The sequence below is a fragment of the Streptomyces sp. NPDC002209 genome, from assembly GCF_042890265.1.
Classification (GTDB): Bacteria; Actinomycetota; Actinomycetes; order Streptomycetales; family Streptomycetaceae; genus Streptomyces.
Window position 1 is genome coordinate 51,450 of record NZ_JBIARX010000021.1, and the last position, 22,117, is coordinate 73,566.

The window sequence follows — 22,117 nt, forward strand, 5'->3', positions numbered from 1 at the left end:
TCACGCGTGAGGAATATGAGACTCCGCTGATAAATCGAACGTGCGCTTCGTAAGGTGCGTCTGATCTGGGCCTTGCCGGTCCGGAGTTCACGCTTCCTGTGTCCTGTGGGGGGATTCGGTTGTCTCGTAGAGGTGGCTCCACCGTGCGCTCGCGCACCAGACGGTCGCGCATCGCGGTCGTCGCTGCGCTGTCAGTTCTCTTCTCCGGCCTCGGCCTTCCCGTAGTCGAAGCGGCAGACAAACCGCCAAAGGTGTGGGTTCCACCCAATACGCCGCTGCCGGATGCGAAACCCGTCAAGGGGGCCAATGCCAAGCCTTCGGCCAAGCAGGCGCCAGCTGGCCGGAAATGGTCGCCCGAATCGAAAAGCAAGATTCCGGCCGGCGCGGCAAACGTCACCTTAGGTCCCAAGGAAACGGCTCGAGGCATCACCAGCTCCGGGGCCGTCCAAGCCGGCAGGCTTCCTGTCTGGATTGCGCCCGCGAATGGCGTGAATCGGTCGGTGAATTTGTCTTCTCTCGCCGTCGGAGGATCGGCCACACAATCCGGCCAGGACAGCACACTGCGTGTCGAGGTGAAGGAGGCAGCCAAGACCCGGGCCGCCGGAGTCAACGGCGCACTCATCGCCCTCAGCAGCACCGCCGGCGCCAGCCCCGCGGGCAAGGTGGAAGTCGGTCTCGACGTCTCGGCATGGGCCAAGGCCGCCGGAGCCAACTGGGCCGACCGCGCTCATCTCGTTCAGCTGCCCACCTGTGCGCTGACCACTCCCGGCGCCACCGGCTGTACGACCCGTACGCCCCTCGCCTCACACCGGGACGCCTCCGGGCGCCTGGTCGCCGAGGTGGACGTGCCCAAGAGCCCCTCTGCCTTCGCCGCCGCACCGAAGAAGAACCAGCCAGGCGGCACCAAGTCGGCATCGCCGGCAGCCCCGCAGGTGCTCGCCGCCCAGGACGTGGCGCTCGCGCTGGAGCCGGGCCCCAAGGGCGCCAGCGGTGACTACACCGCCAGCCCGCTGCAGCCGTCCGCCTCCTGGCAGGCGGGGGCGAACGCCGCGAACTTCACCTATGGCTACACCGTCGAGGTGCCCAATGGCATCGCCGGCGCGGGGCCGGGAATCTCCCTCGGCTACGACTCCTCCTCCGTCGACGGCCGCACCGCGTCGACGAACGCGCAGGCAGGCCTGTTCGGAGAGGGCTGGGACTGGAGCCCCGGCTCGATCTCGCGCTCGTACAAGGGGTGCAAGGACGCGGGCATCAAGGACTCGGGCGACGAGTGCTGGGCCGGCGACATCCTCTCGCTGAACCTGGCCGGCCACTCCGGGCAGATCGTCCGGGACGACACCACCTGCGTGTACCGCCTCCAGGGCGACGACGGCACGAAGATCGAGCGCCTGACCGATCAGCGCAACGCCGCCTGGAAGGGCGAAGGCTTCAAGGTCACCACGACCGACGGCACCCAGTACTACTTCGGCTCCAACCGCCTGCCCGGCGGTGACGGCACCGACCCCGAGGCCAAGTCCGTCTCCACGGTCCCCGTCTACTTCAACAGCGGCCAGGACAAGTGCCTGGGCGCCCAGACCCCGGCCAACGGCACGTGGCAGCAGCTGGGCTGGCAGTGGAACCTCGACTACGTCGTGGACCCGCACCAGAACCTCGTCTCCTACCGCTACGAGCAGGAGGACAACTACTACGGGCGCGGGGGCGGCCAGAACAACGGCACCGGCACCAACACGCTCTACCAGCGCGCCAGCTACCCGACCTGGATCGGCTACGGCCAGCGCCTGCCGGAGCAGATCGCGGCCAAGGGCGCGGCCAAGCCCGCCGCCCAGGTGTGGCTGCGCTCCACGGAGCGCTGCTTCCCCGATGACGCCCCCGCCTGCGCCCCCGCCCAGCGCACCAAGGCCAACGCGAACTCCTGGCCCGACACACCCGTCGACCAGGAATGCGCGGCCGCCGGCCAGTGCCTGAACCTCTCGCCGACCTACTTCTCCTCCAAGCGCGTCAAGCGGATCGACACCGAGGTCCTGGCCGGCACCGGCTACCGCGGCGTCGACTCCTACTTCCTCAACCAGTCCTTCGAGAACCCGGGCGACGGCACCTCCCCGACGCTCTGGCTCGACTCGATCGTGCGCAAGGCGTCCAACGGCCAGCCCGAGAAGGAACTGCCCGCGGTGTCGTTCCAGCCGCGGCAGATCGCCAACCGCGTCGACGGCGTGGTACGGCGCCCGGACGGCAATGACGCCTCGGCGCCCCACTACTACCGCCCGCGCATCGAGAAGATCACCACCGAGACCGGTGGCCTGATCAACGTCGTCTACAAGGAGCCGGAGTGCTCGAGGGTCAAGGGCACCATGCCCTCCTCCGAGGACTCCAACACGATGGCCTGCATGCCGGTCAAGTGGTACCTGCCCAAGCAGTCGTACCCGGATCCGGTCAACGACTGGTTCAACAAGATCGTCGTCCAGTCCGTCACCCAGCAGGACATGGTCGCCGGCCAGGTCACCACCGTCACGGACTACGAGTACGGCGGCGGCATCGCCTGGCACCGCAATGACTCCGAGTTCGCCGATCCCAAGACCCGTACCTGGGACCAGTTCCGCGGCTACGCCACGGTCACCACCCGCACCGGCAACGGCAACGCGGCCGAGGCCCCGCGCACCAAGAGCGTGGCCACGTACCTGCGCGGCATGGACGGCGACGTCCTCGCCAACGGCACCAAGCGCAGCGTCACCGTGCCCGACGCGCAGGGCGGCACCATCAAGGACGAGAACGTCCTGTCCGGCCGGGTGCGCCAGACCGAGACGTACGACCGCGACGGCGGAACCGTCGTGGCCGACGAGGTCACCACCCCCTGGCTCGGCAAGAAGGAAACCGCGACCCGCGCCCAGTCCGGAGACCTCCCCGCCATCACCGCCCGAGCCCAGAACACGGCCAAGGTCACCACCCGCGCGAAGCTGGCGGACGGGAAAACCTGGCGCATCAGCGAGCGCACCTCCGAGTACGACGACACCCTCCTGTCGCGCCCGACCAAGGTCGACGACAAGAGCGACCTGTCCCGCCCCGACCAGCGCCTGTGCACCACGTTCGACTACGCCGCCGGCCCCGGCGGCGCCCTCACCCAGCTGGCCTCCCGCACCCTGGTCCTCTCCGGCGCCTGCGGGCAGAGCCCGACGGCCGCGAACACCGTCGGCGACACCCTCGCCTCCTTCGACAACCAGCCCGCCGGACAGACCGGTGCCACCGGGGACCAGACCGGCACCTCGGTCCTCGAGAAGTACGACGACGCGGGCAAGGCGGTCTACCGGCTCAACTCCACGTCGACGTACGACGCGTACGGCCGCGTCACGAGCAACACCAACAAGACCCGCAAGGACGCCACTCACCCCGACGGGGCGGTGACCACCACCGAGTACAAGCCGGCCACCGGCTCCCTGCCCACCGAGGTCACCCACACCAACCCGCTCGGCTGGAAGACGACCACCACCCTCGACATCGGCCGCTCGCTGCCGCTGAAGACGACGGACGAGAACCAGCACGTCGCCGAACGCGAGTACGACCAGTTCGGCCGCGTCACCTCCATCTGGCAGCCCGGCCAGGAACGGGCGAAGGGCGCCCTGCCCGTACGCAAGTACTCGTACGCGATGAACGGCAGCGACGCGCCGTCCAGCGTCCTGAGCCAGGCGCTCATGAACGACGACTCGTACACGTCCAGCTACACGGTGTACGACGGACTCGGGCGCACCCGCCAGACACAGGCGGCCCCTGTTTCCGGTACCCGCGGACGCCTGATCACGGACGCGCTGTTCGACTCACACGGCTGGCAGGTCAAGACCAGCTCCGCCTACTACAACGACGAAGCCGGTCCGTCGGGGACCCTGTTCCTGCCCAACGGCGGAGTCAACCCCGACAGCAAGCTCCCCGCGCAGACGGTTTCCGTGTTCGACGGCCTGGGCCGCACGACGGCCTCCGTTTTCCAGTCGTACGGCGTGGAACAGTGGCGCTCGAAGACCGAGTACCCGGGCGCCGACGAGGTCCGCACCATCCCGCCGAACGGCGGCTATGCCACCGCGACCATCGCCAACGGCACCACCTCGCTCCTGCGCCAGTACAAGTCGAACACGCCCACCGGTCCCTACGACGAGACGACCTACGAGACCAACACGCAAGGCCAGGAACTGCGGCGCAAGGACTCTGCAGGCAACGAGTGGACCTTCACCTACGACCTCCTCGGCCGCACCGTGAAGACCACCGACCCGGACGCCGGCACCAGCACCACCGTCTACGACGACAGTAAAAACCTCACCACCGTCACCGACGGCAGGAACAAGAGCGCCACCACCGTCACCGACCTCCTCGGCCGTGCCACCGCGACCTACGAGGGCAAGGCCGTCGACCCGGCCAAACAGGTCGGCGCCTTCACCTACGACACCAAAGCCCTGGGCAAGCCCTCCACGAGCACCCGCTACGTCGGCGGAGCCGGCGGCAGCGCCTACGTCTCCGAAGTCACCGGCTACGACGGCGGCTACCGCCCTCTCGGCACGAAGACCACCATCCCGGCGGTCGAGAAGGGGCTTGCGGGGACCTACGAGGCCAAGAACACCTACGATGCGTACGGCCAGTTGGCGAGCACCGAGCTTCCGGGCGTTCCGCAGGCGGGTCTGGGCGTCGAGACGATGACGTTCTCCATGGATGCGGCGGGCAACCTCGCGGCGTTCGACGGCACCATCGGCACGACCCGCTCGCCTTACGTCGTGGACCTGCGGCGTGACCCCTACGGTCACGTCATCCGCACCACGGTGGGCAAGAGCGCCAAGCAGATCGTTTCAACGATCGGCTACGACATCGCGACCGGGCGGCAGATCCGCTCGACCGTGGACAAGCAGACCGCGGCGACCTCGAGTGTCGACGTCGTCGACTACACCTACAACCAGGTCGGCCAGCTGACCTCGATCGGCAACACGCAGGATGGGGCCACCCGTGACCTGCAGTGCTTCACGCACGACTACCTGGGCCGGCTGACCCAAGCGTGGACCGACACCGGGAGCCAGAGCACGGCTCCCCAGCCCAGCGTCCCCGGCGTCGGCGGCTGCACCAACTCCGGCGGCCCAGCCGTCGACGGCACCGGCAAGCCCAGCGTGGGCGGACCCGCCCCGTACTGGCAGCAGTACGAGTACGACCTCCTCGGCAACCGCACCAAGCTGGTCAAGAAGGACGTCACCGGCAACGCGGCCAAGGACACCACCGTCACCCAGACGTTCGGCGGCCGCCAGAACACCCCCTCCACCGACCCGAAGACGGGCGGCGGCACGGGCGGCCCGCACGCATTGATGAGCTCCACGGAGACCGGCCCGTCCGGCACCAAGGTCACGTCCTATACCTACGACGCGGGCGGCAACACCGCCTCGATCACCAGCACACCGGGCACCAAGAACCTGACCTGGAACGACCAGGGCAAGCTCGAAAAGATCACTGGCACCGGTGAGAGCGCCGGCACCAGCTACCTGTACGACACGGGCGGCAACCAGCTCATCCGCCGGGACCCGGGCAGCACGACGCTCAACCTCGGCACCGACCAGATCACCCTGGACACCGCCACCGGCAAGGTCTCCAACACCCGCACGTACGCGGCTCCCGGCGGCCTGTCCATCACCCGCACCACCACCGGCGGCACCTCCGCCCTCACCTACCAGAGCTCCGACCACCACGGCACGGGCGGCGTCCAGTTCAACGCCACCGACCTCGCCCACGTCCGCCGCGCCTCCGACCCGTTCGGCAACGAGCGCGGCACCCAGCCGGCCCCCGGCAGCTGGGCAGGCGACAAGGGCTTCATCGGCGGCACCAAGGAGAAGGCCTCCAGCCTCACCCTCCTGGGCGCCCGCGAGTACGACCCGACCACCGGCCGCTTCATCAGCCCAGACCCCATCCTCGACGCCGGCGACCCGCAGCAGTGGAACGCGTACGCGTACTCCAACAACGATCCGATCAACAAGTCCGACCCCAGCGGCCTCGCATACAAGTGCGAGCAGGGTGAATGCGGCGGAAGCTCGTACATCAAGACGCAGACCCTCTCCGACCACAAGGGCAAAACCACCGACCCCGACGGGGAACTCAAGAGCGCCACTACGCAGCTCCACAAGACCAAGCAGAGGCGAGACCACCTGATCAACGAGGTCGTCGACCTCGTCGGCGACCTGATCGGCTACAACGACGCCCGGGACTGTTTCACCAAGGGCGATGTCATGGCCTGCATCAACACAGCCCTCAACTTCGTCCCGTGGGGCAAGATCGCCAAGGCCATCAAGGTCGGCATCAAGGCATTCAAGATCTACAAAGAGCTGAACAAGGCGTACGACGCCGTCCACGAGGCCGAACGCGGAGTCTCACGCGCAGCAGCAGCCATGAGCCGCGCCAAGACCGCAGCCAAGGAAGCCGGCGAGGCCGAGGCGAAGGCCGCCAAGTCAGGTGCGGAGAAAGCCGGCAAGGAAACCGCTGCAGACAGCGCAGGCACGGAAAGCAAGGCCGCTCGAGAGGGATCCGACGCCGAGGCGAGCGCAGGCTCCGCCGAATCGCACAGCAGCGGCGGCGCAGACGCTGACACCGCCGTGGCATGCAAGCTCAACAGCTTCCCCACGGGTACCCGCGTCCAGATGGCCGACGGCACCACCAAGGAGATCCAGAACGTCCGTGTCGGCGACACCGTCCTTGCCACTGACCCGCAGACAGGCGAGACCCGTCCCCAGCAGGTGACGGCGACCATCACCACCCCGGACGACAAGGACTTCACCGACCTCACCCTCACCGACGAGTCCAACCCGCGCGCCCCGCCCGTCCAACTGACCTCCACCCTCCACCACCCGCACTGGAACGAGACCCGCCACCAGTGGGTCGACGCGGGCGAATTCAACCCGGGCGAACAGCTCCGTCGCCCCGACGGCACCACCCTCACCGTTCAGTCCAAGCGCAACTACCCGTACGCAGTCACCACGCACAACCTCACCGTCAACGACTTCCATACGTACTATGTGCTGGCAGGCGCCGCACCGGTTCTCGTCCACAACTGTCCTTCTGGAACCCGAGGTCCACAGGGAAAGTTCAAGCCCGCACTGGTAGTGGACCGTGCTCAGGGAAACTGGGACATGGAAGCGAGGATCTCGGATGCCAGCGCTCTTCGTGACCAGGTTGCGGAAGCGGCGACGGGGGCGGCGAAGTCGCGCACTTACACAGCAGCAGTGCATAGGAGGACTGGTGATATCGCTGTTAGTTGTTCCGGGAATGGAAGCTGTGCGGAGCCGAATATCCTGAATGCAACTGGGTGGGCAGCGAGTGATGTGATCTTTACCCGAGCCGCGAGAAGAGAGGATGTCGGTGACGGTTTGGGGAAGATACTGCAGGAGAAGGAAATATGCACTGTTTGCCAGGGGAATTACGGACCGGATAATTTCGTTCCGGGTGTTTTGTATGATCCTGCTGGATCTTGGATGTTGGGGGCAAGGTGAGGGCTGCTAATATCGAGCTGGAGCGCCATGACTGGGCTTCGCTGCGGTGTGGATGTGGAAAGTCTGGCGGTCATATTCCGTCCTCGTTCGCTACTCTTCTCGGGGCTCGCACTCTAGAGGAGACCGTCGGTCATACGCTCGATGGTCACCTGGAGCGAGAGGCTATGCTGTTTCAGGTGGCGCCGTACGCGACTCCCGTAATTCTCGCCGCCCTCACCGAGGAGCTGCCTTCGTTCATCAGGTCCCATTTCCTGAACATTCTTTGGTATCTGGTTACTGGAGAGTCCCATGCAACCGAAGTGGAAGCAGGGCTGCCAGATCTGGAAATGGAGTGTCGCTCTGCGGTAGGGGAAGGGATCTGGCTGATCTATAAAGAGGCGGCATCGGGAGACAGTGAGACGGCCCTGGATATCTTGGAATTCGCGGATCCGGATTCTGTGCGATTTGAGAATTTCCGTTCGATCATTGCCGCGAGGTCGAAGAGGAGGCGTCGATTCTAGGCGTAGAACGACTCCGGGATGCTGGCGGCGAAGCTTAGATGTTATTTCAACCGTCGTGCGTGATGATTGAAGATAGTGCGCACCAGGTCAAATGTGGGCGATCAACACTGAAGAACGTCTGGGGTAGCAGCAGGTAAGCTGTTCGAACGGATAAGAGCCCCGCCGGAATGCCTTCCCGGCGGGGCTCTTATCCGTTCTGACGGCAACGCTCACGGCAACGTCAGCGGACGACGGCTGCCGTATTTCGACATCTGGTTCGAGCCCATTCCGGCGACCAGGCTCCTGGATATCTGCCGCGCGAGGATAAGAACCTTGCGGTGGCGTGGCAAACAGACTGTCGGCGCCGCAGGCGCCTTACGGGTCTTGCTGAAATGGGCGAGAGGGGCCTTCTTGTGGCCTACGTGGATGATCGCAAACGGGCTGGATGCTACTTTCAGCTCTACCTCGACCCGCACCTGCTTAAAGTGATCGGATGCTTCGGAGTCAACATCTCCGCCGAAGGTGTCCCAATAACTGGTCCCGCATAGGGATGGCAGGCGAAGTTGAGGGTGCGCTCTGGAGTTCTGCTCTGCAGGGAATGAAGCTTGTCGACCGTCGCATCCTCACAGTGCCCCAGCGGCCCCACCAGATCTGCTTCCAGCGGGGCCGCTGGGGTGTTTGACGGCAGTAGTTGACGGCAACGTCAGTGGACGGCTGTTGCGGCGAGCAGTGGGTCGGCGCTGACGTTTGAACCGGTGGCGGCTTCGGTGGGGTTGTGGAAAGTGCGACCGAGGAGATCGATGGCGAGACTTCAGGAAGTTCCGTTCACGAACGTCTCGCACGGCAGCGGAAGGGCTATGAATCACGGGGCGTTGTGCTGGTATTGCGGCGGACTGCCTGAACCTTGTGCCAGGGGATTTGGGAGCGGGACTGGGCGCGGTCGAGCTATTCGCGTTTCACCGTCGCCGAGCCGGGCTTCCAACGGCCCTGGTGGGTGGGGTCGCCGCCGGCGTCTGCGATTTCCTGGGCGCCGCCTCGGCGCAGGCCGTGCGAGGTGATCAGGTGCCAGCCGGGCAGGTGGGCCAGGTAGGCGCGGTGGCGGATCCAGTCGTTGAGGGCGTCGCCCGTGTCGTATTCACCGCGGGCGGTCGCGGCTGACCGGTTCTGAAGACGGCCCCTCGAGGTCAGGGCACGCATCAGCGGGCCCTCGTGGATGCCCATCCGGTGGAGGCAGCTCAGCCAGTCCCGTACGGCCGACACCGGGTCGTAGAGCGGAGAGTCGGCCGGGTCGGCCGGGATGAACGTGCTCTCACCCTTTCCCTCCTGGTCCGTTTTGGAATACGCGATCCAGAGGTCGACCCCGGTGTCCTCGACCTCGACGTCGTCTATGTCAAGGTCAGCCAGCTCGATATGGCGGTTCAGGGCGCCCCGGCCCACCAGGAGTGCGCACCGGTCCCGCAGCCCGGCGGGTGTGCGCAGGTCACAGGTGTCGACCATGGCGCGCAGCATCGGCTCCGTGATTGCCGGGGCCTTGCGTACGCGGTTCCGCTTGCCCCACTCCTTGCGGTATTCGGCCAGCATTCCGCGGGCCTCGGTGGTGCCGGGCCGCTGGTCCTCGGGCATCCATGTACGGACGCCCGACATGTAGGTGCGGATCGTGTTCGGGGCCATCTCGCGGGCGATGAGGCTCGCGACCCACTCCACGTACGTTGCCGTGGTGCACGGCCGGGCCACTCGGCCCATTGCCTCGCACCACTCGGCGAAGTTCCTGCGCTGGCTGCTGTAGTTGCGGTTGGTGTTGGCCGGCGCGGCCTTGTTCTTCAGGCGCTCCGCCGTGGCCGGGGACACCTCGAAGTCCCGGCGCGTGTACGTCGGGGCATCGGCCTCGGTGGGTACCGCGTCGCCTGGGTGGAGGATGGTGTGCCGGTCGAGCAGCGGGCGGGCGCGGCTGCCGACGGGAGGGTGGCTGGCAGCAGGTCGTCGTCGACGAGCTCGGCCTCGAGCACCTCGGCGTCCTCGACGGCCGCCGCCATCGACGGCTCCCCCGCCGGGGCCTGGTCCTCGGTCATGAGCCGCCTCCCTGACGGAATTTATACGAGGGTGCGGGGGAGCCTGCCCCAGACTTTGGGGTACGAGTGGTCACGGCACCAGGCCAAGGCAGACGAAACCTTCAAGGGACGCGCAGGTCCGTGACCTCAGCAACTGTCTGCGTCCGGTCGGCGGGGGTCCAGCGGGCGTTGCCGTTCGAGGCTGCTGACGATGCGTCCGGTGGGAAAGGACAGCCGTCCGACCGGAACGACCCACGGGCCCCAGGCGGACAAGGGCTCGGGCAGCGGAAGGCCGTGCTCGGACGCGCTGCGTTCCACCGCGTCGAGGCCGTGCAGCAGGGCCTGCCACCGCTGGGCCTGGACGGGCGTCATGTTCGAGTCGGCCTCGCTCCACCAGCGGTCCTTCTTCCGCCGCGGGCTGAGGGAAGCGCGGAAGCGGGCCCATGTCTCGCCGGGACGGGCGGCGGCCGTGTGGTGGAGATGGAGGAAGAGGGCGGGGCCGAGCGACGGATAGGCGACGAGTGCGGCGAGGAGGACCATGGCGGCGCGGTAGGGCCGGTAGGCCACGCTGCGCGAGGTGTGCGCGTCGGGATCCACCACCACGGCCTGGTGTTCGTCGAGGTCGGCTTCACGGTGGTCCCGCCGGATCGCAGTGAGCAGACCGTAGCTGTTGGCCAGCCGTTTGACTGTACGGGGAGTGGCCACGAGGAGCGGCGGGCCGAGCAGGTCCAGCAGGGTGATCTCGTCGGGTTCCAGGGTGAGCGGGTCCACCCGCTCGATCACGCGCGCGGCCGGTAGCTCGACCCCGAACATTGCGGTCCCGGCAACGGCTCCCTCCTCGCGAGCCCGGTTCTCCTCCGCAGCCCAGATTTCGAGGGACTCGGCCTCCTCCCGGAGAGGTGAGGGGCGGGGAGGCGATGCGGCATCAGGACCGTGGGCATCAGGACCGGGCGAGGGCCCGGGCATCGGGTGGGGTGCCTGTGCCGGCTGGTCCTCGCGTACGCCGACCAGGGTGTGCAGCATCCGCTGGAATCCGCCTGTGTCCAGCGGCGGCAAGGTGAGCACCACCTGGAAGATCTTTTCCAGGTACTGCGCCGGGGTGGAGTGCCACAGTTCCTCGTCGTCCGGATCGACGGATTCCTCTTTTCCGCTTTCGGTGGCGGGAGGAGCCTCTCCCTTCTCGAGGAGATCCCGGTAGTGCGCGCCGATGGCGCGCATCAGCCAGCGGGGGTCCACGGCGACCACGACGACGAACAGCTCGACGGCGAGGAGCAGATGGACCGCCTCCAGCATCTCCACCACACGCCGGGGCGGGCACCGGTCCATGTCGTCGATGTACAGGATGATCCTGTCGATCCGCGGCAGCTCGTCCCCGGCCTCGTCGGGGCCGGGGACGAGCGCGTCGCGATCGTCGTCCGCGGCGCCGGCCAGCAGAGCCGCCATGCGCTGGAAGTCCTCCCGGATCCGGGTCATCACCCCCAGCTGACTGCGGTAATCGCCGGCGGCGGCCCGGTCGGCGACGAGCCCGGCAAGCTGACCGGCAGCTGTGACGTTCTGGACCTGCCGGGTGAGTTCGGCGACCTCAGCAGCAGCCACGTCCGCGGCGGTCTGCAGCCGCCGACGCTGCTGTTCGCCGTACTCCACGGCCTTCTTCCAGGCCTCGCTCGCACGGGCGCGGGATGCACGCACAAGGCGGACGGCCTCACGTACGGCCACTGCCGCGCAGGCGATGCCGGGAAGCGCCGCCGCCGAACCCCACACTGTCGGCAAACCCCAGGCCAACACGAGCGTCGCCCCAGCCAGTACTACGAGGACAGCGGCCGTGGCGAGCGGAAAGCTCCGGACGAGGCGCCAGGAAGCCCGGCCCGTCTCGCGCAGCGCGGCCACGGTGCGGGCCGCCTCCGCGTAGACCTTCTCAGGGGCGTCACCCGCGAGCCGCCGCAGGTCGTCCTGCTGCTTCGCGGGCAACCGGTCCCACAGCCGCTCGGGCTCCTTGAGCGCCTGCTCCAGAACGTCACGACGTGCCTTCGCGGCCTGCAGCCGCTCCCGCACGTGGCGCTTGGTGACCAGCTCGGCTGTCAGCCGGGACTGCCGGCGTTGCTCCTCGCCGAGGTCGCCGTCCAGCGGCGCTGCGAGCTGGGCGAACAGCTCGGCGACCAGGCTGGCCCACAGATCTGTCTCCGCGTAGTGCCAGGCATTGAAGCTGACCTGCCGCACCGCGCTGTGCGCGAGCGGATTGTCCGGCTTGGCCGTCGCCTCCACCTTCTTTTGGAGCATGCCGAGAAAGTGGCTCTTCCCCTCGCCCCAGTCCCCGAACAGGCCCACCGCCAGCGGGGGCCGCGCCGTGCGCGCGGTGATCAGCTCCGCGACCGCCTCTGCCTCCGCTGCCCGGGCAAGTTCGTCGGAGGCAGCCGGTACGTCCGATCGGTAGAACGGCAACCGTGCCACCGGGCGGTCTTCCACCACCTCCCACAGCAGTACCTGACCGTCGTCGTCCCCGGTGGCCAGCACCGGCCGATGGCCGACCTCTCCCCATGCACCCCACAGCACACTGCCGGAATGACCGGTCAGGGGCGCTCCCAGCGCGGTGCCCGTCGCCGGGTCCCACAGCCGTACGGCGGCTGCGTCGTCCCCGGTGGCCAGCACCGGCCGACCTCCGACATTGCCCCATGCACCCCACACCAGAGCGCCATTGTGGCCGGTCAAGGCCTCCCCCTGCGGGGCGCCGGTCACCGGGTTCCACAAGCGCACTGTCCCGTCGTGGCCACCGGTGGCCAGCACGGGCCGGCCGCTCACCTCGCCCCACGCGCCCCACTCCACGCTGTGCTCGTGGCCGGTCAAGGGATCTGTCCATGCATCCCCGGTCGCGGGATTGGAAAGCCTTACCTGACCCGAACGATCCCCCGTGGCCAACACCGGCTGACCGTCCACGCTGCCCCACGCGCCCCACAGCACGCCCTCGTCGTGCACGGTCAAGGGCCCTGTCGACGCAACCCCAGGCGCGAGATTCCACAGGCGTACCTCCCCGGCACGATCACCTGTGGCCAGCCTCACCATCCCGTCCACGCTGCCCCAGGCCCCCCACATCACGGCATCGCTATGGCCGATCAGAGCCTCCCCCAAGGCGCTGTGCATCACCGCATCCCACAGGTGGACCGACCCCGTATAGCTGCCGGTAGCCAGTGGCCCCGTGATTCGCCCTTGCCGGCTCCACGCCCCCCACATCCCGGCCGCTCCGCCAGGTCCGACCATGGGGTCGCCGAACTCGGCTACCGGCGGATCCCATAGCCGCCCTGCACTGCCCCTGCCGCCCGGGAGGTCGGGATTCCACAGCCGCACCGTGCCGTCCCGGCCACCGGTTGCCAACACCGGCTCGCCGCCGGGTAGCCGGCCCCACGCCCCCCACCACACCCCACCCCTGTGGCCCGTCAGCGGCGTTCCGAGCAGGGTTCCCTCGATAGGGTCGCAGAGCCGCACCGTACCCTCGCGATCGCCGGTGGCCAATACGAGCCGACCGCCCACCTCGCCCCACGCACCCCACAGCGCCCCACCGGCATGTCTCGGCAAGGGTTCCCCGATCGGCACTCCACGCAGGACAGGGAATCCGATTTCACCGCTCATGGAAGGAAATGTACGAGCCTGGCGCATCCTTTTCCGGGCAAGCGCCTGACATCTCTGCCCTTGGGTCGCTCCGATGCTGTCAGGCCGAACAACGCCGAACCGGAACCACAGGACCGCAGGGGCCGGCCGGTCCTGGCCTTGAAGCACCAGGCCAGTCTCGCGCCCAAGTCACAGGGGCGGATGTTGCGGTCTGCCGTACCAGTGAGGGTCGTGGCACGGGATACTGATCCCATGGCTCAGCTCTCGTCCTCCGTCTCATCGGCGCCCGCCGCCGCCGAGGTCCTGCGCGAGCGGTACACCCACCGCCTGCCCGCATCCCTCGGCGAGCTGACCGGCCCGTCCCGCGGAGTGGTGGAGCTGCCCCTGCATGTGGCCTGGTCCGGGCTGCGCGCGTACGACCTGGACCGGCCCCGGCAGCGGATGAGCCTGTACCGCACCGTCCTGGCCGAAGGCCAGCGCGAGGACCTCATCGCGCTCCTCGACCGTGACCTGCTGACCGAGCAGTGGCCCGTCCTGCGCACCCTGGTCAGCCGGCACATCCGCCAGGTCTGGGAAGAGCACTTCCCCCAGCTCGCCGCCCGGACGCGGACGACGTCCGCGGCGTGAACCTCAGCGCCCTCCACCGCCGGCTCCTGGCCGACGTGATCGCCATCGGGAGTCCCTACCCGCTGGTGATCACCGGCGGATACGCGGTGCAGGCCCACGGCCTCGTCGACCGCCTCAGCCAGGACCTCGACGTCGCCACCGAGAACCCCGCCCCCATGGCCGACATCACCGCCGACCTGGCCCACGAGCTGGCCAAACGCGGCTGGCGGGTCGCCGTCATCGCCGTCGACCCGCTGTCCGCCCGCCTGATGGTCACCGACCCCGCAGACGGCGCCGAGTGCGAGGTCGACATCCTCAAAGAGAACCTGTGGAGCGCCCCGGCCCACACCGAGTACGGCCCGGTCCTCGCCCTCGACGACGTCATCGGCACCAAGGTCCGCGCCCTGGCCGACCGCGGCGCCGTACGCGACCTCATCGACGTCCACGCCGCCTCCCGCCTGCGCACCACCGCCGAACTCGAAAGCCTCGGCCGGCGCCACGGCCGCGACGAGTTCCGCCTCGAAGACCTCCACGACCGCCTCGCCGGCGCCGACTGGTACGACGACGAGGAGTTCGACGCGTACGGCCTGGACCACGCGGCCATCACCGCCTTGAGGGCGTGGGCCGGGCACTGGGCCACCGATCTTGAGCAGCGCCTCGCCTGCGGCACAGGCGACGACGTCGTCTGACGTCACCGCGATCGCAAGAGTGTGGGACGGCGCGCCCTCACTGCCACGGCGGCCTTGCCCGTAGAGGTAAACCGAGCCCTCGCCGCCCAAGCCCTTGGCCAAGGTCTCCTCAAAGCGCAATAAGAGCTGGTCAAGGCGATATTTTCGAACGGGTAGCCGCAGCGGTATACCTCGCGGCATACTCGAGGTATGGCGGATACGAGCGTCAAGATCGACGATGTCACCCGGGACCGGCTCAAGGCCCTGGCCGACGGCGCGGGCATGTCCATGAAGGACTACCTCGCCCGAGTGGCCGAGGAAAAGGAGCACGAGCAGCTGCTCGAGACGGCCACGGCCGCTTTCCGCCGCGTCATCGCCGAGCCGGGCATCCTCGCCCGCTTCGACGCCGACTTCGGCGGTCTCCCGCCAGCGGCCCGCGAGACCCCCCGGGCGGCCTGAACCCGTGGAACTGCTCGTCGACTACCGGTGGCTCCTGGCCCGCCAGGAAGACACCCTCCGTACCGACCTCACGGTCAACGACCTCTCCGTCCTCGTCGGCATGGCGGCGCGGCACCGGGTGGACCCACCACGGCTCGACCAGAGCCACCCAGATGCCTTCTGGAGGGCCGCAGTCTTCCTCGAGGAATGCGTCCTCCTGCGCCCGCTCCCCGCACGCAACGAGGCCTACGGCTATGGCGTCGCCATCGCGTACCTCGAGGCCAGCGGCAAGCGCATCGACACCTCCTACGAGCTGTGGCGCGACCTCATCGGCGACATCCGGGCCCTGCGCCTGGACTCGTACGCCATCGCGGACCGGCTCAGGGCGATGCCAGCCGTGCCGTAGCCGAGAGCATTGTGCAGGCGCGTGCCGTCTCAGCGGGCCGATTCCGGCACCGGCCAGGTGAAGTGGCCTTTTCCGTGCCGGTCATGATGGACCGGTGAATCCCCGTGACCTCGACCTCGTCATCGCCGCCGTCCACGCCGTGGGGCCGTGCCCGCCGGGTGGGGAGGCCGACTGGACCGACCGGGTCCGCGAGCGGGCCGTCAGTCTCTACGTCCTCGGGGACACGGTCGGGCAGGACGTCGCCCGGTTGGATGCCGCGAAGCAGTTCACGGCCACGCTGCTGGACGTACGGGTGGAGGCCTCCAGTACCCGCGGCGTCCTGGTCCTGCGCAACATCTCCGGCGAGCTGGAGCAGCCGATCCGGACCGACCGCGGTGACTCCGAGGCCGGCCGGGCGATGATCGAGCGCGCCCGGGCGCTGATCGGACACCGGGTGCGGGTCTACCGGCTCAATGAGCGGATGGCGTCCAACCCGAAGCTCGAGGTGCGCATCGTCGTGCACCTGGCCGACTTCGGCCTCGACACCGACCCGGTCCACGAAAACAGCGCGAAGCAGAACGTCCTCGCGGCCGCCGAGGGGGACACGGCTACTGCGCAGCAGGCGTGGTCGGGGGCAGGCCTGCCGGAATCCGGCGCCGTCTCGGTACGCCAACTGGCCGACGCGCTGGCCCGCCTCCCGCACGCGGAAGGGTAGCGGCCACTCCCCAGCAGCCGAGTCGGCAACGGTTTAGTCATTGGATGATTCGGAGTGTTTTGAGACCTTGAGTTAGAACGGCGGGTCTTCGCTGTACCCGCCTTCCCAAGAAGCGCGTGCAGCTCTGAGGCGGACGTAGTGCTCGCGGGCTGCAATGTCGGATGCGTTCTCCAGGGCGCTGGGGTCTTGGCCCCATGCCCTCAGCGCGTCCAGGACGCGGTCTCGGTGGTGCCGGTCGGTGCTGGTGGCCAGTAGGCGTCGGGCGTGTGCGGCCAGATCGGCCTGGTGCTGGGTGAGGAGGGGGTGCTCGATGAGGGGGATGGCAGCGACAAGGGCGGTGTGGCGCACGTCGGCGTTGTCATGACCGAGGAGTGAATGAACGGCGGAGTAGATCGCCGGGCGTGCGTCCCGAAACGCCCGCATCTGCTCATCGTGAATTCCCTCACCGTAGAGGCGTTCGTCAATGGCCACGCACTCGTCATTGGCGTCGTAGGCGGTGTCGCCGAGCCAGTCGAGCAGCTGCACGAGAGTCGGGCGGTTCTGTGTCTCGGCGTCGGGGTTGTCCTCGCCCGCCGTGATGGACGGATGGTTGAGGATCGCCGCGACGTAGAGTGCCACTGGGACAGTGGCCTCGTAGATGCTGTTCTGGTGAGTCACGGGCCCCAGCGCATCGTGGAGAGCCGACTCCCTGATGATCGGGTCAGCGTCGGTGAGGAGTGTCAGTGCCGCCGGCAGGGCCTCGCCTGTCCCGCAGGCTGTGGCGAGCGACGCCCAGTTCGTACATTCCAGCAGTGTTTGAAAGGGAGGGAGGGCGGCGGGGTCAGGCTGCTCGTACTGGCTGCTGCTGTGGGTCACAGGCTGAGGCTATTGCGTTGACGAGCCAGAGTTGCGCGGGGCGGGTCTACGACTGGGCCAGGGGCGAGGTCCGGCCCTGGCACCGCGAAGACCGCAGGCATTGGGTGATCGCCCGCCGAAGTGTCTGCCGGCCCGAGGAGATCTCCTACTACATCGCCTACTGCCCCGCCGAAACCACACTGGACGAGCTGATCCGCATTGCAGGAAGCCGGTGGGCGGTCGAGGAATGCTTCCAGACGAAGATCGCCGCCGCCCTCCCCGAGAACCGGTTCGACGTGCGGGACGCCTGTTGTGCGTTCGGAGTGCGGTTCATGGCGCGTTCGGTGCGGGAGCAGTACGGCGAGGGGCAGGCCGCGGGCAGGCTGCGGGTGCCTCTGGCGGCTTGGCGGTGGGCGGTCGGCTCGGGCCTGGTCCCGCAGACAGACGCCGACCCGGGTTGTGGTCGCGGGCGGTGGTGGAGGCTGCCGACCCGGAGCAGGTGCGCGCGGCGTTGCGGGGTCCGGTGGGGGCGGGGTGGGCGGCGGCCGGTTTACGGAGGCCCATGGGGGACGCTTCCGTTCGGCCGAGGGTGACCGCGGCGGCGGTCGGTCATCTCGTGAAGGCTGGTCTCCTGGTCTGCCTCGGTGGGAACAGGCAGTTCCCCGATGTGTATCCGGACCAGGTGGCTGCGCTCGGCCGCCGCCGGGACCTGCCCGCCCTGCTCGACCGGCACGTGCCCCTCGGCCCGGACCAGGTCGCGGTGGGCCTCGGCGTCCGCCGTTGCCTCGGCTTCACCACCTCGCACTTCCGTCAACGCGAACTCGTCCGGAGAGTCGCATCAGCTTTGACGGGCCGTGCCTGCTGGAAGGCTCTCAGACGTATTCCGGACACGGTCAGCAATGCTCGCTAGGCTTCTCGTATGACGACAATGGCCCTGGACGAGGCCGAGTTGGTGATCGGAGAGGCGCTTCTGGCCGATGACTTCGGCTCGAAGGAACCGAGTGAGAACGAGAAGCGCGCCGTCGCCCGGCGGTGGTTCGACAGCAACCTCCCCAAGCTCAGGAATCTGATCTGCGGGTCTGCAGCTGTCAGGGCAGCTGCGCTCGGCCCCGGGAAGAAGGACCGGAACGCCCTGATTGCCGCTCTCGTAGACGTTTTGGGGACCAGCATGGGCCTCGTCGTTCCGGTGACGGCACTGTCGATCATGATCATGCACTACGGCCTGGACAGGCTCTGCCCCAAGTTCGCTGACGCGGGCGAGGGCTAGTTTTGGGGGCCGAGGAGGCCATCGAGCTTGCCGGCGGCAGGGCCCGGCCGGAAGACGTTGAGCGCGTGCTGGGCGTGCAGGGCGCCCGGGCCTTGTCGGACGCCCTGCAGGTGATCTTCTGGGTCATCGCCAGGGAATACCAGTACCCCTCCATGTGTGAGGTCACCTTCGCTGTCACCCGCTCGACTTCCTTCGACTGCCGCACCCGGCAGCTCGGCCCGGATCACGCGGTCATCCTCATTCCCCTCGGGATCCTGGCACGCGCACGATCACTCACCCGAAGACTGCTGTGGCACCTGGAACACGAAGCCGGAATCGTCCGCGTTGTCGGGTCGGCCTTGAACGGCGACGTCGCCCACTGGGAGATCGCACCCGGTCTCAAACCGGTCCTGGGAGAGGGCGCAGGGGGCGAGGCAGACTACTGGCAGTCTCTGGCTGAGTTCGATCGCAGAACCGAGCCCGACGAGGAGCGGGAGATCGTGGCCGCCGACGTCATGGGCCAGTGCTGCATCCTTCTCGCGTTGCACGAACTGGTACACGTCTCAGCCGGGCACGACGCGGTCGTGAAAGCCGCTCGGGCCTACAACAACGGCGAACCGCCCCATCTGGACCTGACGCGCGTCAAGCGCGGGCTGGAGATCCACGCGGACGTCGTGGCTGCCGGCATGCACGTGGCCGTTCTCTTCGAACACCCTCGGCATGCGAAACTCGCCCGACGGCGACCTGATGTCACCTTCGGCCGCACCTCATTTGCTGCAGCTCTGCTGTTCGCCATGTACGACGTGCATCGGAAGTGCATCCAGTGGTACGACGGCACCCTCTACCCGCATCCCGTCATACGCTACGAGTTTTGGCACGAAGCCATGGTCGCGAGCATGCGCCGGCGTCGCAGAAGGCGTGCCCGGCGTTACAGCCTGGACGGCTGGAAGGACTGCGTGGTCGCGTTCAACGCCCTTGAATGGGCAGTGTTCCGCTCCGAGTACGGCGAGGGGGCGCGAGGCAACACGGGATTTCTGGTCCCGGTGACCCCCCTGAAGTACGGCTCCGCCTTCATCCTGCGCCGCTGGCTTGCTGAGGACGACGTCCTTCTTCGCGACACAGTCGCCTTCGGCGGAGCCCTCTTCGGTACCGAGAGCCGACACTGGCAGACCCGCGAACTCATGCACGGCCCGGAGTCCCGATCCCTGATGGAACGCACCTTTTGGTTCCATCAGGCCTACCAGGGCTCACTCTTCGTCAACTGACCCGCCCGTTTTCGCGGACCGTAATCAAGCTCCGCATGATTATGACGAACGCCTGCAATGACTCCGGAGCGCGCCGGGTCCGGCCGCCAGCTCGGCCCCGCCGTGGCGGGGGCCTCTTGTCCTTCGTCAAGGACGTGGCGCCTGGGTGCGGGAACGACGAGGGGTGGACGCTTTCGCCCCTTTACCGCTCCCAGGTATCTGGACGCGCCGCCACCGCACCAACTCTGCTCGGACGCACCCTCCTGACCTGCTAAATGTCACAACTCTGCCCCCTCAATGCTCTGTTGCTACACGTTTGACCTACTGGAACTATGCGTAAGGAGACAGCAGAGTGGATCCGGTTGTGGCAGGAGCGGGAGCGACCGTTCTCGTCAGCCTGGTGAGTGGCGCGGTGAAGATCGCACACCGCTGGTTGAGCACGGAGGTGGAGCTGGCCCGCATCGCCGAAAGGGGGATGACCGCGCGGGTCCGCTACGCGGCTCCTCGGGGGACAGTGCCGGAGCCAGCCAGAGAACGGTGTCTCTGGTACGCCCCTGAGCCGCACGGGATCGGGGGTGGCCGCAATGGAGGACGCCGGCAGCCCTGAACTGCTCGTTGACGCAGCGCCTGACACGACGCCCCTGGAAGCGACGGCCCTGGCGCTACCGGGCCGTGAGCTCGCGGAGTCCTTGCACCATGAGCAGTATCCGGCACTCGTCCGATTCCTGCTCTTATCCGGAGCCTCTTGGTCGGAAGCTCAGGACGCCGCCCAAGACGCATTCACCAAGATGTGCACCCCCGGGTTGAACATCACCTATCCCAAGGCATGGCTGCGCACCGTGGCCTGGCGTTCCTGGATCAGCCAGCAGATCAGGCCAGAAGAGGCATGCGCAGACCTACCCGAACCCCACCCCAGCCTGCGTTGGCAGACGCCAGCACAGGCGGCTGAGATTGGCGAGGAAGAGCGGCAGGTCGTCACCCAGCTCCTCAAGCTTCCGTCCAAGCAACGCGCCGCCTTGGCGTGGAATCTCGACGGATTCACCACCGAGGAAAGTGCCCGGGCCATGGGCACCACGCAAGCGGCTGTCCGCCAGAACCTGGCGCGGGCGCGGGCAGCGCTCAAGGCAGGGCTGGGCCTTCAGAGCGACCACCAGCACGAGGAAGCGTCGAAGGGAGAATCATGAGCGGCGACCCGATCCGGAGCAGCACCGGCGAGCCCACCGTCAGCCTGGCAGTCCTTCTTGCATCCACGTACCGGCAACTAGGCACAGCGGTCCAAGACCGGATCGCAGCGCAAGGAGGGGTCCCCGAGCTGCAAGACCCCGATCTGGCGCTTGACCGTTTACTTGCGGCCGCCCACCGGGCGACCGGGTCCGCGGTGACAGAACGCCTAACCCGTACAACGAACGGGGTGAGCGAACGACGGCCTCTTTCGCCCGAGACGGCACTCGCAGTGCACCATCCGCTTACTGGCCGGCTCGCTTCAGTGCGGCTGAAGTACCGGCGCGAGGCACTGCGTCTCGCCAGTACCTACTGGCCCAAAGACCTCGCTCTCGCGATGCGTGCTGCCCTCTCAATCGTCGAAGACCTCAATTACCTCCTGGAAGCCGACGAGCTTGTTCCGCAGGTTCGTCACTGCACCGAGCAGCTGGCGGAGCATCTCGCGCAGATTGACCTTCTGCCCAGCCCCCAGCGCCAGCGCCGCTCGGAACAGGCCGGAGCCAACTACCTCACCGACGTCGAAGTGCTGCTCGAATCCCACGCTGAGCAGCTCCTGCGCGACGTACACAGCGCCCAACAGCTACTGAGCGGCGAGCTTGCCCCCCTCATCGACACTGCGGAGGTCGATGACGACTGCCTTCTGGCGTACACGATCGCGCAGGACCTGGCTGATGACTTGGAGCAGGCGCATGGCAAGGCACAAGCTCTGTGCCTCGTTGTGGGCGCGGTGGAGAAGGTCAGCAGCGATTTCGTGGGCGAGGACCTGAGCCAGGCAAACCTGGACCATGTACCGCTCAAGGGCATCCGCTGGGATGCCGCGACCCTCTGGCCCGAGGAGTGGGAGGCGTTGATCCGCCGGGCGTCAATGCCGGCCAGCGGAGAACAGGGAGTCCTCATCGTGGCCACTGAACCGCACGACAGCGTTGTTTCAGCCGACGCGTAGGACGGGTCTGCCTGTGACGGGGCCTGTTGGGGCGGCCAGCATCGTAGGCAGCGACTTGCGGTGCCCTGATGCTCGACAAACGACCGGCACCCTGACCCGCTGGCAGCTCCTGGTCCTGGGCCGCCTTGACCAGGCGGGCCAGCTGTGCGCGGTCGGCCGCACCGTACCTCTGCGCCCTGAGTAGGCCCTCCAGGTCG

16 protein-coding genes and 1 pseudogene are annotated in these 22,117 nt (G+C 67.7%); 12 read left to right on the forward strand and 5 right to left on the reverse strand.

The features are described 5' to 3' along the window. The first annotated feature begins 572 nt into the window (after positions 1 to 572). Positions 573 to 7,493, forward strand: a complete 6,921-nt coding sequence (locus tag ACFYXK_RS29325) for a polymorphic toxin-type HINT domain-containing protein (RefSeq protein ID WP_389413846.1) — start codon at positions 573 to 575, stop codon at positions 7,491 to 7,493. Between the two features lie 164 nt (positions 7,494 to 7,657). Continuing rightward, on the forward strand, positions 7,658 to 7,993 hold the full coding sequence (locus ACFYXK_RS29330; RefSeq protein WP_389413847.1) for a hypothetical protein: 336 nt from the start codon (positions 7,658 to 7,660) through the stop codon (positions 7,991 to 7,993). 209 nt (positions 7,994 to 8,202) lie between these two features. On the opposite strand, the gene ACFYXK_RS29335 is transcribed toward ACFYXK_RS29330, so the two are convergent. The 3 genes from ACFYXK_RS29335 to ACFYXK_RS29345 all read right to left on the reverse strand — a co-directional run bounded on the left by ACFYXK_RS29335 (position 8,203) and on the right by ACFYXK_RS29345 (position 13,641). Beyond that, on the reverse strand, positions 8,203 to 8,448 hold the full coding sequence (locus ACFYXK_RS29335; RefSeq protein WP_389413848.1) for a hypothetical protein: 246 nt from the start codon (positions 8,446 to 8,448) through the stop codon (positions 8,203 to 8,205). Positions 8,449 to 8,917: 469 nt separating this feature from the next. Then, the gene (locus ACFYXK_RS29340) at positions 8,918 to 9,820 is read right to left on the reverse strand and encodes an integrase (protein WP_389413849.1); all 903 of its coding nucleotides are present in this window, start codon (positions 9,818 to 9,820) and stop codon (positions 8,918 to 8,920) included. A 347-nt stretch (positions 9,821 to 10,167) separates the two neighbouring features. Next, entirely contained in the window at positions 10,168 to 13,641 is a 3,474-nt protein-coding gene (locus ACFYXK_RS29345; RefSeq protein WP_389413850.1) for a P-loop NTPase fold protein, read from the reverse strand. A 231-nt stretch (positions 13,642 to 13,872) separates the two neighbouring features. Here ACFYXK_RS29345 and ACFYXK_RS29350 point away from each other — a divergent pair, with 231 nt between their 5' ends. From ACFYXK_RS29350 to ACFYXK_RS29370, 5 genes are all read left to right on the forward strand, one after another. Further along, on the forward strand, positions 13,873 to 14,247 hold the full coding sequence (locus tag ACFYXK_RS29350; RefSeq protein ID WP_389413851.1) for a hypothetical protein: 375 nt from the start codon (positions 13,873 to 13,875) through the stop codon (positions 14,245 to 14,247). Beyond that, on the forward strand, positions 14,244 to 14,915 hold the full coding sequence (locus ACFYXK_RS29355) for a nucleotidyl transferase AbiEii/AbiGii toxin family protein (RefSeq protein ID WP_389413852.1): 672 nt from the start codon (positions 14,244 to 14,246) through the stop codon (positions 14,913 to 14,915). The genes ACFYXK_RS29350 and ACFYXK_RS29355 overlap by 4 nt, the downstream gene beginning before the upstream one ends. 189 nt (positions 14,916 to 15,104) lie before the next feature. Further along, entirely contained in the window at positions 15,105 to 15,353 is a 249-nt protein-coding gene (locus ACFYXK_RS29360) for an antitoxin MazE7 (protein WP_389413853.1), read from the forward strand. Positions 15,354 to 15,357: 4 nt separating this feature from the next. Beyond that, positions 15,358 to 15,738: a toxin Doc gene (locus ACFYXK_RS29365; RefSeq protein ID WP_389413854.1), complete on the forward strand. Its 381-nt coding sequence runs from the start codon at positions 15,358 to 15,360 to the stop codon at positions 15,736 to 15,738. 94 nt (positions 15,739 to 15,832) lie between these two features. Continuing rightward, positions 15,833 to 16,432, forward strand: a complete 600-nt coding sequence (locus ACFYXK_RS29370; protein WP_389413855.1) for a hypothetical protein — start codon at positions 15,833 to 15,835, stop codon at positions 16,430 to 16,432. Between the two features lie 72 nt (positions 16,433 to 16,504). Here ACFYXK_RS29370 and ACFYXK_RS29375 read toward each other — a convergent pair whose 3' ends face one another. After that, entirely contained in the window at positions 16,505 to 17,287 is a 783-nt protein-coding gene (locus ACFYXK_RS29375) for a hypothetical protein (protein ID WP_389413856.1), read from the reverse strand. A 41-nt stretch (positions 17,288 to 17,328) separates the two neighbouring features. Between ACFYXK_RS29375 and ACFYXK_RS29380 the strand changes: the two are divergent. Further along, positions 17,329 to 17,526 (forward strand): annotated as a pseudogene (locus ACFYXK_RS29380) (IS701 family transposase); the annotation flags it as partial. A gap of 290 nt (positions 17,527 to 17,816) precedes the next feature. On the opposite strand, the gene ACFYXK_RS29385 reads toward ACFYXK_RS29380, so the two are convergent. Further along, on the reverse strand, positions 17,817 to 18,080 hold the full coding sequence (locus ACFYXK_RS29385) for a hypothetical protein (RefSeq protein WP_389413892.1): 264 nt from the start codon (positions 18,078 to 18,080) through the stop codon (positions 17,817 to 17,819). A gap of 105 nt (positions 18,081 to 18,185) precedes the next feature. On the opposite strand from ACFYXK_RS29385, the gene ACFYXK_RS29390 reads away from it, so the two are divergent. The 4 genes from ACFYXK_RS29390 to ACFYXK_RS29405 all read left to right on the forward strand — a co-directional run bounded on the left by ACFYXK_RS29390 (position 18,186) and on the right by ACFYXK_RS29405 (position 21,920). Then, positions 18,186 to 18,533 carry a hypothetical protein gene (locus ACFYXK_RS29390; RefSeq protein WP_389413857.1) on the forward strand — a complete coding sequence of 116 codons (348 nt, stop codon included), beginning with the start codon at positions 18,186 to 18,188 and terminating at the stop codon, positions 18,531 to 18,533. A 2-nt stretch (positions 18,534 to 18,535) separates the two neighbouring features. Continuing rightward, positions 18,536 to 19,777, forward strand: coding sequence for a hypothetical protein (locus tag ACFYXK_RS29395; protein WP_389413858.1), 1,242 nt, complete (start codon positions 18,536 to 18,538; stop codon positions 19,775 to 19,777). A 563-nt stretch (positions 19,778 to 20,340) separates the two neighbouring features. Further along, positions 20,341 to 20,940: an RNA polymerase sigma factor gene (locus tag ACFYXK_RS29400; protein ID WP_389413859.1), complete on the forward strand. Its 600-nt coding sequence runs from the start codon at positions 20,341 to 20,343 to the stop codon at positions 20,938 to 20,940. A 227-nt stretch (positions 20,941 to 21,167) separates the two neighbouring features. After that, positions 21,168 to 21,920: a hypothetical protein gene (locus tag ACFYXK_RS29405; protein WP_389413860.1), complete on the forward strand. Its 753-nt coding sequence runs from the start codon at positions 21,168 to 21,170 to the stop codon at positions 21,918 to 21,920. Positions 21,921 to 22,117 lie beyond the last annotated feature (197 nt).